Here is a 12,791-nt window from a genome sequence, read left to right as displayed (position 1 = left end):
ACAAGACCAGGTCATGAGCAAATTAACCATTCTTCTATGGGTGATGAACGTGCTGGTGGATACGCTGGGCCAGCTGGCTTTCAAAGCCGCCGCATTGTCCGGTACAGCCTATTCCGGCCTGGCCCATTGGCGCCATATGCTGTCCCATAAATGGATTTGGGTCGGTATTTTCAGCTATGTATTCGAATTCCTGTTGTGGCTGGCCTTCTTGTCGCTGGTGCCATTGTCGGTTGGGGTCATGCTGGGCTCAATCAATATTGTAGCCATCATGGTAGTCGGCCGCATTTGGTTCAAGGAAAGCCTGAGCAAATGGCGGCTGATAGGCATTTTGCTTATCGCCTGCGGTGTTTTGGTTGTGGGTATCGAATGATGAAACGCTTTTATGTGTTCGGCTTCCTGGCGCTGATGCTGTTTGATACCCTGGCCCAGGTGAGCTTTAAATACGCCTCGCTGCACGCCGCGCCGCTGATGATGGATGTCCAATGGCTGGTTCGCGTGTTCGGCCATCCGTGGATTTATGGCGCCTTTATCGGTTACATCGGCGCTTTTTTTACCTGGATGACCCTGTTGAAATATGCCCCGGTGGGGCCGGCCTTTGCCGCGTCGCATCTTGAAATTATCAGCGTCACCCTGGTGTCCGTCTGGCTATTTGACGATCAGCTCAATCCGGTAAAGGTCATCGGCGGCCTGCTGATATTATCGGGCATCCTCTGCCTGGCCAAAGGCGAGACCGCCGATTCGTGACGCGCTTCCCTCCCTTGGTGGAAATTCCTCCCACCGCCGGCCTACCCGCGCAATGGAGCGATCTTCTGGCTTTATCCGGCAATCTGGCCGCCGGCCTGGCGCAACAGCTGTCAATTCCCCTCCCCGCACTGACCTGTTCCGGGACTGCCGCCCTGATCGTGGCGCTGCGGGTATTGCAGCAGCGCTTGCCCGGACGGACCGCCTTGATAGTTCCGGCATATACCTGTCCCCTGGTGGCGCTGGCCGTTCATTTCTGTCCGCCTTTGCGCGTTGTTCCCTGCGATCTTGCGCCTGGCGGCATCAGTCTGGACGTCGGGCAGCTGGCGTCGCTGTGCGATGAACAAACGCTGGCGGTGGTGGTAACGCACCTTGCCGGCCGGGTGGCCGATGTGGACAACGTACGGTCCATAACGGCGAAGGCCGGGGCCGCGATTATCGAGGATGCCGCCCAGGCGATGGGGGCCCTGGATGAAGGACGCAGCGTAGGCCTCAAAGGCGACATCGCTTTTTTCAGTATGGCCCTGGGGAAAGGATTGACCACCGCGGAAGGCGGCGTGCTTTTTAGCAGCAATCCCGAGCTGAACCTGGCCTTGCAGCGGCAATGCCGGCAGGATTTGGCGTTCAGCATCGGCTGGGAGCTCAAGCGGATCGCCGAGCTATGGGGATATACGGTGTTTTACCGGCCCCACGGCCTCTATTATGTCTATGGTAAACCGCTGCGACGCGCCCTGGCTAATGGCGATAGGGTGGCGGCGGTGGGGGATGATTTTTCAGCGCAGGCAATCCCATTGCACACCCTCGGGCGTTACCGGCAGCGGGTCGCCGCCGCTGCGCTGGCGCGATTGCCCGCTTTTCTCCGCCAGGGGCGAGAACGCGCCCTGCGTCGGGTCGATTTGTTAAGGCAATTACCGGGTGTCGGCGTCGTGGCGGATTCGCCGGACAAGCAGGGCACCTGGCCGTTTATTCTGTTGCTGATGCCGGATAATAAAACGCGTGATGCGGCAATGGAGAGCCTTTGGACCTCGGGATTGGGCGTGACCCGCTTGTTTATTCACACCCTGGCGGGCTACCCGGCGGTAACGCCTTTTTTACAGCCGAAGCTGTTGTCTCCCAACGCGCAAGCCCTTGCGACCCGCGGCCTGTCCATCACTAACAGCCCATGGCTCTCCGACGACATGTTCGGCCGGGTACTGGCGCAATTGCGGGCTGCGCTGGGTTAATTCCAGCAGCCGTTTATCCGCTCAAGCAGCCGCTGGTTCAGCTGATTTTGCCGTTGCTGCCAGGCCAGCGCCTCGGCAATGGAGGGTTCTTGCTGTCCGTCCGCGGCGCTGAGCCAACGCTTGAAGCGGCTCAGATAACGGTAAACCGACACTTCCCCGGTAATATCAGCACCTATAAGCCGTCCCCGGCAGGCATCAATCAATTCATTCAGATGCCGTTCCTGAAACGATCCCTGATCCCAGTTGGTATTCACCACCTGAGGACTCAGCACATCCTTATCGATGGAGAGGTAAACCGATTGCCGGCTGCCGGAGCGAAAGCGCGATAAAAAATCCGTCATCAATCCATCGGCATCGTTATAACGACGACTGCTGTCCTTTGCTCCCAGCCAATTAAGCCAGCCGGTGTCCACATTGATATTCCAATAGGAGAGTTTTTTTCTCATCAATGGCCGCCAGTGATTCTCCCAGGCATGGCCGAGAGCGATATCCGATGAACCGATACCCAGAACATGAATATGCTCAACCTGCGGCAGCAAGCTGGCCCAATATACCCAAGATCCACAATGGATACCGAAAGGATATCGCATATTATCCGGATGGTTATCACAAATCACGAGCTGGAACGGCGGCTGTTTAACCTGGCGCTGCAATAACAGATGCGTCAGGTGATGGTAATCGCCGCTGCCGGTGAATACACAGCCATAATCAACGGCAAGCTGTGGTTCCAGCGCGGCGACCAGCTGTTGGAACCGCGGCCAGCGGCAGCCGAAACGGATGCTTTCCTGCCAGTCTTGCAAAGGAATGTGCACAGCGCTGTCGATATTTTCCAGCGTCACTGAATCATCAAAATTCAGAATCAACGGCGGTCGAGACTGGGTCATGATTGTCTATCCTGATGCCAGCGCGTATCGCTTTCAAAATAGTGCCGAAACCGGTTTAAAACCCGGCGCAACAGAGGATTACGCACCCACGCCAGATGAACGGTAAAGGTGAATTGGGCGCCGAGATCGGCTTTTACCTGGGGGTCGGTCCAGCCCGCCACATAATAACGCAATCTGTTTTCAAGGGCATATTCCAAATTGGCAAACCAGCTCACAACGTAAAGATTAGACTCTAATGCCAAGGGATAATTTAAACCAATATATTTATCGATCAGCTTATCATCCCATTGATAGCACAGATTATATCCCACTAATTCCTGCCCCATCCAGTAGCAGAATACCCGCCCGCCGCTATCGGCATCCAGCAGCAGCCCGGCAAAAAAATCCGCGCTGAGCAAATCAAAATGAATTTCGCTTTGGTCATAGACCGCCTGATAAAGTGTATAAAGCCGTTGCCGCCAAAGCGCATCGTGAAAGCGATTATCGCCGGTGTGCAACACTTCCAGCCGTAAATCCCGCCTGCTGCGCAGCTTACGGCGTATATTGCGCCGACGGCTATGGGACAAGCGCGACAAATAGTCGTCTACATCCTTAAAATCAATGGGCACATAGGCTAACGCCTGCCCCTCCACCTTTATAAATCCACGGCCGGTACATTCAGCTATCAACGCTTGGGAATACTGATTATCCCGGTCTTGCAGCAACGGTGAATTCTGCGGTACATCTTTAATGATGGTGATTTTTTTTTCCCCGGCGCAATGGCGTTGGATCCACCCGGATAATGCCTGCGGCGTAATATCGGCCGGGAAAGGCGAATATTCATTGACGGTGGTGCCGATAAAATTGGTAACGACACTGAGCCACCGGCGCCATAAACCAGATCCGGGCCAGCGAAGCAATTTTATAAGCACGTCTTTATCCATCGTAGTCAGTAAATCAAACCGGGTGGAAAAATACGGCAGTCCACTTTCTGACATCCGGACGTTAAAACCGACCGGTGGATACCGGTGAAAATTCAAGATGAGCGCCTGGGGTTCTATATTGTTTACATAAAGAACCCCCGGGCGACTATGGCCAGTCATAAGTCGCGTCCGAAATCAACATTCAAAAAAAAAGCGCACCGATGTGCGCTTTTTACCACGTACGCTTACAGTTCGCGTTTCGCACGACTAATTAATTGATCCAGCAGTTCCATAGCCTGATCGATTTCGCACCTGCTGATTTCCAACGACGGCGCGAAAGTGATGACATTCTTGTAATAACCGCCCACATCCAATACCAGGCCCATTTTCTGGCCTTTATAATCCAGGGTGCCGGACAGGCCGATGTCCACCATTTTGTCCAACAGCGCTTTGTTCGGCGTAAAACCGTCGGCTTCGCAAAGTTCAGCGTGCAGAGCCAGGCCCAGCCCGTCCACATCGCCAATTTCCGGATGGCGGAGTTGCAGCGCTTTCAGCCCTTCGAGGAAATAGGCGCCGCTGTTCATAACCTGGGTTTCGTAATCTTTTTCCGCCAGCATGTGCATGACTTCAAGACCGACGGCGGTACCCAGCGGGTTAGAAGCAAAAGTGGAATGGGTAGAACCTACCGGGAAGGTCACCGGATTGATCATTTCTTCACGAGCCCAAATACCTGCCAGCGGATTCAAGCCGTTGGTCAGCGCTTTACCGAATACCAGCACGTCCGGGGTAATACCAAAGTGTTCTATGGACCACAATTTACCGGTGCGGTAAAAGCCCATCTGAATTTCATCCACCACCAGCAGAATACCGTGATCGTCCAGTACCTTTTTCAAGCCCTTATAGAAGTTGCGCGGCGGGATAATATAGCCGCCGGTACCCTGGATGGGTTCGATATAAAATGCGGCAAACTCGGCTTGCCGCACTTTCGGATCCCACACGCCGTGATACTCGTTTTCAAACAGACGGGCAAAATCAGCGATCAATTTGTCCGCATACTCTTCCGGCGACAAGCCTTTCTGGCGCCGGAAGGGGTAAGGGAAGGGGATAAACTGCGCTCTTTCGCCGAAGTGGCCGAACCGGCGGCGATAACGGTAGCTGGAAGTAATGGCGGAAGCACCCAGCGTCCGTCCGTGATAGCCGCCTTCAAAGGCGAACATCCGGCTCTTGCCGTTGCAAAAGTTACGCACCAGTTTCAGCGAGTCATCGATGGATTGTGAACCGCCTACATTGTAATGGACACGTCCCGGCAGGCCGAATTTCTTTTCCATGTCCTGGGCAATGATTTTACTGAGTTCAATTTTCGTCGGATGCAGATATTGGCTGGCGATTTGCGGTAGCACATCGATCTGATTTTTTAAGGCATTGTCCAGCCGCGGATTAGCATAGCCAAAGTTGACCGCGGAGTACCACATTTGCAGATCAAGGTATGGTATGTCTTGTCCATCAAATATATAGCTGCCCTGACATCTTTGGAAAATCTTAGGCGGATTCACATAATGGACTGTGTCTCCAAATGAACAGTACTTTGCTTCATCTTCCAACATCTGTGCTTCAGAAAGCGTCATAACATTACATCTCCGGCCAAGGATTAACTTGGCAATATGGCTAATTATGTTTAGTGGAAGTTATTATATCGAGCAAATAAAACCGGAGTGGCTGAATCCAACATCATGTTGTAGTGCCGTTTATAATTCGCTTCTCTAATGACATTTCAACGATTTCCGGCAGGGCAGCAAAATACGCATAAAACCAATAAATAACAATAAGATACATCACACTCCTTTTATTAACCTTAAGGATTTAAAAAAATTAAAACTGTGAGTATTTATTACATTTTGGCGAGAAATGACAAGCTTTCGCTCCTTCGCCGCCGCTACCGTCTGTCGGTAAAGAAACGGGTTTTCTTCTCAACCCGGCTATTCCATGGCGCAACCAGTTCTGAAACAGGCAACGTGTCGGGCCTCACATGATGTCTCTTTCTTTCCTCATGGCATGGAACGCCTATATGCTATGCGAATTAATTAAAAAAGGGTAAACAGGCTGAGGAAAAATATAAGTATTTGGTTTGTACTTGTCTCACCCTGCCAAGCATTTGAAGACATATGTTCTGTCCTGTTAATCAAGTTGTGAACAATTATTGAATGTATACTGAATTTATCATTAACTTTTTATTCTTTTACGAAGGAGTAATAAGGTTATTTAGCGTTACTTGTCGTTGTTAACTTTTATTTTTATAGCAGGAGGTCGTATGAAAGCATTGAGCATGGTTGCATTGGTATTATTGATTATTGGCGGGTTGAACTGGCTGCTGGTGGGGTTGTTCAGATTTGATCTGGTGGGCGCCATTTTTGGCGGACAAGAAGCCACCCTGGCGCGCGTGGTCTATACCATCGTCGGCATTTGCGCCTTATATGCGTTAACGTTTATCCCTCGCGTCGGCTTACTTCAGCATCATCACCAAAGCCATTAACGGCGAGCCGGCTAGGCGTGCTCTCAAGCGCCGGCGTATTTTCGTTCCCGCCATTGTTCAATCCTCAGGGGTGTAAAAGCGGGCCGAAATCGCCGGCGGCTTTGTCCAGGGCGATCTGCGCCGGCGCCAGTTTGCTGTACCGCGCTTTTAAATCGCTCAATGGCGCGTAATATCCCAGACTTAAGGCGGCCAGCTGCCGATGGCTGCCGGTTTCCACAGCCTCTATCTCCACCGCGGCGCCGCCCCGTTCCAGAGGCGCGGCAAACATGGCGGTACTCAGCACATTCAACGACGGAGAGACGGTGGAAACATCGGTAATGGCGGCACGCACCTCGGCGGGCCGGCCATCAGGCGACTGGGGTAAAAGCTCAAGCTGATGCTGTAGATCGGTCCGTAACGCAGCCAGCAAGGCGGTGCGTTCCTGCGGCGATAAACCATCGTTTTTAACGCGCCATTCCACCGCCGTAATAGCGGTACGGGCCGGATTCAACGCAACCGGCGTCTTAAGCGAACGTTCTCCTTTCGCGGATACCGGCGACAGGCGCTGGTAATCGGTTAGAAAACCGCTCTGCCTGGTGGTCATGGTAGTCCCGCAGGCGGACAAAAACAGCACGGCAACGCCCAACCACAGTCCGGAGGTGGAAAACGGGGGCCTATCCGTACAAAATCGACTCATCTGCAAGCTCCACGCTTTATCAACACGGTTACCGATTCATTATCGACTATACATGCTCATTAAACACCCTGGATTTACCCTTTAACCGGCGGATAAATCATCATTATTGGCGTTTGTTCATGCCATCAATGCGGGCTGCGTTGAATCACTGAAGAAGCCCAACACTAAGGAGCCGGGCGCTGAGCGATAATGATCGACCATAATATTTCCAGAGCGTGAACGGCCTGTTGGTGCTGTGCACTTTGGTTATCCGTCTTATACCGTTCGCCGAAATTTCCCGCTTGGGACAATAACAGGCTTTCAAAAAACCCTTCCCCAACCCGATTCTTATACAGATACATCAACATTGCCAGACCGGGAAATTTTTGGCCATCGAGAAATTTCGCCTCCCGTTTAGCGCGGCTTACAGAACGTTCATTACGGGAGGAGGTCGCCAGACGGTTCAGGGCTATACCGATACGACAGATGAGTTTTTCAATGCTGCCGGTCATGCCGTTTTTTCTTTCCCACTCCGATGCCAATGGAATCGCGAATTCCTCAATAATCTTTTCGGCAATCTCCCGGTCCCGTTTATCCAAAGCAAACAAGGGCGGCTCCACGGACGGTGCAAGCACTGGCCGGCTTGACGTTTTATCAAAAGCATCCGGGAGATAATTGCCAACGGCGTTCAGGGTATTCAACATTATCGCCGGTACCGAATTTTTAATACGGAGCAAAGTATCCCGGCCCGTTAAGAAAAAGCGGCACGCCAGTGCCGCTAATGTCTGTCCGATCCGGCGTAGTCTGGCGATAAACGAACCCTTCTCCGCGGCCACAGCGTTGTCGGATGAAGTAATATGAAGAGAGGGCTTCGGAAGATTCAGATTAGACGCTTTCATTGATCAATCCTTTGCTGGTTAACGCCCGAAAGGAGAAGGGTAATAAACACCATACTTCTCGGGAAGTAGCTATTTTTTATCGGCTTGTGGCTAAACGCTCGTTAAACAGCAAAACATTAATCTTTCATATACTTATTAAAGGACCGCCAGGCTATCGTATTTTCTCCAGCGGAAATTTAGGACCGAAATAATCCAGAAGCAGATAAAGAGCCCGATCACCCAATAACCGACATTGCCCATATTGTCGTTGAGATAAGCGATGAGATCCCAGAAACCACCATGCAAATCAAACTGGCCGGCAATCAGTCCCAGCGTTTCCAGGCCGCCGATAAACAGCGCGATAATGACCGAGGTGGCGGTAATGGTCATATTGTAATAAAGCTTGCGTACCGGTTTGGTGAAAGCCCAGCCATACGCGCCCACCATCACGAAATTATCCAGCGAGTCGATGAGCGCCATGCCGCTGGCGAACAATACCGGAAACACCATTATCGACCAGAGGGACATTCCCGACGTCGCGCCGGCAGCGGATATTCCCAGCAGTCCCACTTCAGTGGCGGTATCAAATCCCAATCCGAACAGAAAGCCCACCAGGTACATTTGCCAGCTTTTATTAACGAATCTAAAGGCGAAACGAAATATCCGCGTCATCAGGCCACCGTTTGTTGCCGCCAGCGTATCAATATCCAGACCGCTGACAGCCTCACCTTTTTTGATGCGCTGGAAGGTTTTATAAACGGTACGCAGGATCGCTAAATTTATCAAGGCGACAGTCAGCAGAAAAAAAGCCGAAACCAGGGTGCCGATAATACCGCCATAGTCATGTATCCACCCCATCTGTCCCTGAAATGCCAAGGACGTCGCCGCGATGGCGGCGCAGGCAATGAGCACAATAGTGGAATGGCCTAACGAAAAATAGGCGCCGACGGACACCGGTTGCTGGCCCTGTTGCATCAGCTTGCGTGTAACGTTATCTATAGCGGCAATATGGTCCGCATCCACCGCATGGCGTAACCCATAACTGTATGCCAGCAGCGCTGCGCCTATCAGGGCGGCGTTATGCTTAAAAACCAGCAAGGCCCACGCCCAGGCGATGATATTGGCCGCCAGCAACAGCGCCAGCAGGGAAAGTGCCCTCTTTTTAGCGCCGGTTTGTTTAACGTTAGTCATTATGTAGCCTATTGATAAAGGTCACCCAGCAAAATGGATAACATAAAATACGCTATTCATAATAATTATTTTTTGATCTTACATGGCTAAAGTATAGGAACGAGGCAATTTTACCGAGGCAGCGCGGCGGCGTACCGGTCAGAAAACAGGGTTTGAACAGCTCATCAAGGCCTGTTCTTTTTCGGCTTGGGGGAGATCATTTCCACCTGGGCGGCGGGATCCATGGCCTCAACGGCTTTTTGCAATTCAGCCAGCGCGAATTTGAGCGACGCTATTTCCTGATGCAGTGCCTGTACTTCCAGTGAGGCGCGATTGGCTTTGGGAAAGGCGTCAAGCACGTCGTTTTCATCAAACATCCGTACCTGACGGTTATCCAGCTGCACCAATTGATATTTCAACCGCCCACTGTTGATAGCGTTATAGATAGTCTTGCGACTGACCATCGCGATTTCAATCACTTGGCTTATTCTTAACATCGCATATCTCTGACGTCGCTATCCGGTCGAGTGAGGTCCCATGTGGTCATTCTACCGGGTACTGATGGCTTCAGTGAACAACTTTGCGTTTTCCTGCGGCGAGTTTCGAGCGATTTTGTTAACCTGCTCAATATCCGACAGCAGCGCAAAAAGCGACTGAATGACCGCCACTTTTTCGCAGCTGGGATCGATAGCCATCAATACCACCACCGTTGGCTTCACTACGCTGTCCGGCTCATCGCTGCGGTGAAATTCCACCCCGGCGTGATTGATGGCGACGGCAAAGCCGGTTTTATTAACGTGCTCGAATTCGGTATGCGGAATGGCGATACTGTGGGTTTCCATATCGATTCCGGTGGGGTACTCCGCTTCCCTGTCCAGCACCCCCTGCAAGAAGCTTTCCTTGACGAAACCATCTTCATGCAGGCTTTTCGCCAGCTGGGTAAGCAGGTCGGTACGGCTTATCGGCCGGTTAATAGTGAATATACGATTTACGCTGAACATGCCGGTTATTCCCCTATGCTCGCCTGAGCCGACTCGGATTGCATCAGCTCCTGGTCCTCAAGCCTGATTTTTTTACGGTTCCACAGCGCCAACAGCAGGGCGCAGATTATCAGCACGGCGATGCCGATGGTTTTGAAATAGAAACCCTTGATGATCACCCAGGGCAGCATGGCGCCGGCGTAATCGACGCTGCTGATGCTGGTGGCGCCGTGGGGCAACGAGAAACCGGTACTGATGGCTGTACTGGTCACCAACGGCGCCAGGGCGGTACCAATCAGCAGCGCCAGGCTCAAGGTAATCAGCCCGGTAAGCAGGGTACGGAACATATCGCCGCGGCACACGGCGGTAACCAGCACGAAAGCGAACGGCAGCCCGGTAAGGGAGGCGAAGGGCAGAAATTCATTGCCCGGTATAATAGCCGCCAGGATCAGCATGATGGGAATCATCAACATGGAAACCGACAAGGTTACCGGATGGCCGACGCTTACCGCGGAATCAAGACCGATGGAAATCCGGCCGAACGAGCCTGCCCGGGATTGCGCGATTTCCTGAATACGTTCACTGATTGGATAGACTCCCTCCATCAGCATCTTGGCCATGCGGGGGATGATGGTCATTACCGCCGCCATGGTAATGGCGGTTTGCAAAACAGACTTCACATCGACACCGGCGATAATGGCCAGGATAGCGCCGATAATCGCCCCCAGGCAGGCGGGATCGCCCAAAATGGACAGTCGTTTCTGGATAACGTCGGTGTCGATTTTAATATCGCGCACGCCGGGAATTCGATCAACGATGGCGTTCACCAACCAGGCCGCGGGAACAAAAGAGGCTGAAAAACCATGCGGCACCGAAATGCCGGGTAAATTCAGGTACTTTTCCACATCGGCGGTAGTCCGGTCGGCAATCACCATGGTAACGATGCAGTTGAGGCCGGCGGCCAATACTCCCAGCCAGAGATTGCCGGTGATAATCGCCACCAGCGAACCGGTAAAGGCATGATGCCACAAATTCCAGATATCCACGTTCAGGATGCGGGTGGTTTTGGTATAAAGCATTAAAACGTTAATGGCCACGCAGACGGGTATCACCAGCGCGCCCACCCGGGTTCCCATGGCGACGGCCGCGGCGGCGGGCCAGCCCATATCCAATACGGTGAGATGCAGACCGAAGCGCTGGACGATGGCGTTACTCACCGGTGTTAAGGAATCGATCATCAGATTAACGGTAATGCTCAATCCAATAAAACCAATCCCCACCATCAAACCGGCTTTTATGGATTTCGATATGGATAACCGCAATATCAGGCCGAGTATGATAAAAATCAGCGGCATCATTACCGATGCGCCCATGCCGACAATGTAATCAATGATAAACATGGCTTAACCCTCAGCGAGAATCAACGCTTTAACGCTGGTGAAGACTTTATCGGCGCCCATGCCGGTCAGCAGGGGCAAGGCATTTATTACCGGAACGGAGACTTTTACCGGCGAGGTGGAAACGATAAAGTCCAGATCGCTGTGGGTAATGGCTTCCGCCACCGTGCCCTGAGAGATGCGCACTTTGTCCAACAGGTTCTCGCTTTTCAGATAGGCTTCCAGTTTTTTTAACGCCACGGTACTGGTTGCCACGCCCGCGCCACAGCAGATCATCATATGTTTCATGTTAATTCCCGGCTTGAAGAGGTGGAATGATTAAAACATGTTAAGTGAATAGTAAATGTGATCAGTGTGTAATTTTACACACATAAAACACATAAAATGGATCATGAGTCATAGATGATTAATTTATACATTGATTTATAAGCATTTATTATTTTAAATGGCTATTATTATCATAATAACAGTGTGTAGAATTACCCTTAAGGCACATCATCGGCTCCGCCAAAGCGGTCCCTTCCGCCCGCTGTTCTTATTGCCGGCCCTGGCCGTGGCGCGCCGGCCGGCCCGCGGTTATTAACGATCCTTTCCGCGGCGCAATGAGGTAAAGTATTATTCAGAGCGATGAATGCTGATAAAAGGCCAGGGGTAATGACGGATATTTCATGCGTATTGTTTGATTGCGACGGCACGCTGGTGGACAGCGAGATTCTCTGCTGCGAAGCCTATGTCATTTTGTTCGCCAGATACGGTATTCACATCACTCTGGAACAGGTCGTCAAAGAATTCAAAGGGATAAAACTCTACGAAATCATCGATCGCGTTAAACAGCGGTACCCGCTGTATCAGCGTGTGGACATACTGGAAACCGAGTATCGTGCCGAAGTGGCGCGTCTGTTTGATGAGCGCCTGGCGCCTATCGAGGGAATCCGAGAACTGTTGCAGCAGATAATCGTACCGCTGGCGGTGGTATCCAACGGACCGGTGAGCAAAATGCAGCACTCCCTTGGGCTGACGGAATTACTACCCTTTTTCAAAAACCGGCTGTACAGCGGCTACGATCTGCAACGGTGGAAACCGGACCCGGCCATTATTTACCATGCCGCCGCCCAATTACAGGTGCCGGTGAATCAATGCCTGTTGGTGGAGGATTCCGCCGCCGGAACCCAGGCCGGTATTGCCGCCGGTATTCCGGTGTTCTATTACTGCGCCGATCCACTTAATCCGCCGATTGACCATCCGCTGGTGACCCGCTTCGATGCCATGGGCCAATTGCCGGCGCTGTGGCATGAGCGGGGCTGGATATTGACGCGGACGCCGTCGGCATTGATATGATCGGGCCGTTTAATTCGCCAGGAAGATGGGGCAATTGAACTCAATACGGGCAGAGCGGCTATCGCTGGTTATCACATTTGATAACCAGCGGAT

At 52.1% G+C, this 12,791-nt stretch carries 15 protein-coding genes; 5 read left to right on the top strand and 10 right to left on the bottom strand.

What is annotated here, in order from left to right:
* The first annotated feature begins 13 nt into the window (after positions 1-13).
* The 3 genes from ACL2XO_RS01225 to ACL2XO_RS01215 are packed head-to-tail and all read left to right on the top strand — an operon-like array spanning position 14 to position 1,964.
* Positions 14-370, top strand: coding sequence for an EamA family transporter (locus tag ACL2XO_RS01225; protein WP_203524233.1), 357 nt, complete (start codon positions 14-16; stop codon positions 368-370).
* Positions 367-744, top strand: coding sequence for a DMT family transporter (locus ACL2XO_RS01220; protein ID WP_413726158.1), 378 nt, complete (start codon positions 367-369; stop codon positions 742-744). Before ACL2XO_RS01225 ends, ACL2XO_RS01220 begins: the two co-directional genes overlap by 4 nt.
* Positions 741-1,964, top strand: a complete 1,224-nt coding sequence (locus ACL2XO_RS01215) for a DegT/DnrJ/EryC1/StrS family aminotransferase (protein ID WP_413726157.1) — start codon at positions 741-743, stop codon at positions 1,962-1,964. Before ACL2XO_RS01220 ends, ACL2XO_RS01215 begins: the two co-directional genes overlap by 4 nt.
* Here ACL2XO_RS01215 and ACL2XO_RS01210 read toward each other — a convergent pair.
* From ACL2XO_RS01210 to ACL2XO_RS01200, 3 genes are all read right to left on the bottom strand, one after another.
* Positions 1,961-2,848, bottom strand: a complete 888-nt coding sequence (locus ACL2XO_RS01210; protein ID WP_413726156.1) for a hypothetical protein — start codon at positions 2,846-2,848, stop codon at positions 1,961-1,963. The genes ACL2XO_RS01215 and ACL2XO_RS01210 overlap by 4 nt on opposite strands.
* Entirely contained in the window at positions 2,845-3,759 is a 915-nt protein-coding gene (locus ACL2XO_RS01205) for a GNAT family N-acetyltransferase (RefSeq protein ID WP_413742019.1), read from the bottom strand. The genes ACL2XO_RS01210 and ACL2XO_RS01205 overlap by 4 nt, the downstream gene beginning before the upstream one ends.
* A gap of 236 nt (positions 3,760-3,995) precedes the next feature.
* A complete protein-coding gene (locus ACL2XO_RS01200) occupies positions 3,996-5,354 on the bottom strand; it encodes an aspartate aminotransferase family protein (protein ID WP_243701601.1) in 1,359 nt (452 codons plus the stop codon).
* Between the two features lie 704 nt (positions 5,355-6,058).
* Between ACL2XO_RS01200 and ACL2XO_RS01195 the strand changes: the two genes are divergently transcribed.
* Positions 6,059-6,280 carry a DUF378 domain-containing protein gene (locus tag ACL2XO_RS01195; RefSeq protein ID WP_132924110.1) on the top strand — a complete coding sequence of 74 codons (222 nt, stop codon included), beginning with the start codon at positions 6,059-6,061 and terminating at the stop codon, positions 6,278-6,280.
* Positions 6,281-6,344: 64 nt separating this feature from the next.
* On the opposite strand, the gene ACL2XO_RS01190 is transcribed toward ACL2XO_RS01195, so the two are convergent.
* The 7 genes from ACL2XO_RS01190 to ACL2XO_RS01160 form a co-directional block, all read right to left on the bottom strand.
* Positions 6,345-6,956 (bottom strand): DUF3313 family protein, encoded by a 612-nt coding sequence (locus ACL2XO_RS01190; RefSeq protein WP_413742018.1) that lies wholly within the window; start codon positions 6,954-6,956, stop codon positions 6,345-6,347.
* 164 nt (positions 6,957-7,120) lie between these two features.
* Positions 7,121-7,834, bottom strand: a complete 714-nt coding sequence (locus tag ACL2XO_RS01185; protein ID WP_413726153.1) for a hypothetical protein — start codon at positions 7,832-7,834, stop codon at positions 7,121-7,123.
* Positions 7,835-7,969: 135 nt separating this feature from the next.
* Complete coding sequence (locus ACL2XO_RS01180; protein WP_413726152.1) at positions 7,970-9,004, bottom strand: HoxN/HupN/NixA family nickel/cobalt transporter; 1,035 nt, start codon at positions 9,002-9,004, stop codon at positions 7,970-7,972.
* 164 nt (positions 9,005-9,168) lie between these two features.
* Positions 9,169-9,462 (bottom strand): DNA-binding protein, encoded by a 294-nt coding sequence (locus tag ACL2XO_RS01175; protein ID WP_243701492.1) that lies wholly within the window; start codon positions 9,460-9,462, stop codon positions 9,169-9,171.
* 69 nt (positions 9,463-9,531) lie between these two features.
* Complete coding sequence (locus tag ACL2XO_RS01170) at positions 9,532-9,984, bottom strand: PTS sugar transporter subunit IIA (protein ID WP_413742017.1); 453 nt, start codon at positions 9,982-9,984, stop codon at positions 9,532-9,534.
* Positions 9,985-9,989: 5 nt separating this feature from the next.
* Positions 9,990-11,363 carry a PTS galactitol transporter subunit IIC gene (locus ACL2XO_RS01165; protein ID WP_413742016.1) on the bottom strand — a complete coding sequence of 458 codons (1,374 nt, stop codon included), beginning with the start codon at positions 11,361-11,363 and terminating at the stop codon, positions 9,990-9,992.
* A 3-nt stretch (positions 11,364-11,366) separates the two neighbouring features.
* Positions 11,367-11,648, bottom strand: coding sequence for a PTS sugar transporter subunit IIB (locus ACL2XO_RS01160; RefSeq protein ID WP_132924117.1), 282 nt, complete (start codon positions 11,646-11,648; stop codon positions 11,367-11,369).
* Positions 11,649-12,014: 366 nt separating this feature from the next.
* Here ACL2XO_RS01160 and yieH point away from each other — a divergent pair, with 366 nt between their 5' ends.
* Positions 12,015-12,698, top strand: coding sequence for a 6-phosphogluconate phosphatase (gene yieH, locus ACL2XO_RS01155; protein ID WP_413726151.1), 684 nt, complete (start codon positions 12,015-12,017; stop codon positions 12,696-12,698).
* Positions 12,699-12,791 lie beyond the last annotated feature (93 nt).

The sequence above is a fragment of the Sodalis sp. RH15 genome (assembly GCF_047324255.1).
In the GTDB taxonomy this organism is placed as follows: domain Bacteria; phylum Pseudomonadota; class Gammaproteobacteria; order Enterobacterales; family Enterobacteriaceae; genus Acerihabitans; species Acerihabitans ligni.
Note: the sequence above shows the minus strand (reverse complement) of the source record. Positions and strands in the feature narration are given on the sequence as shown.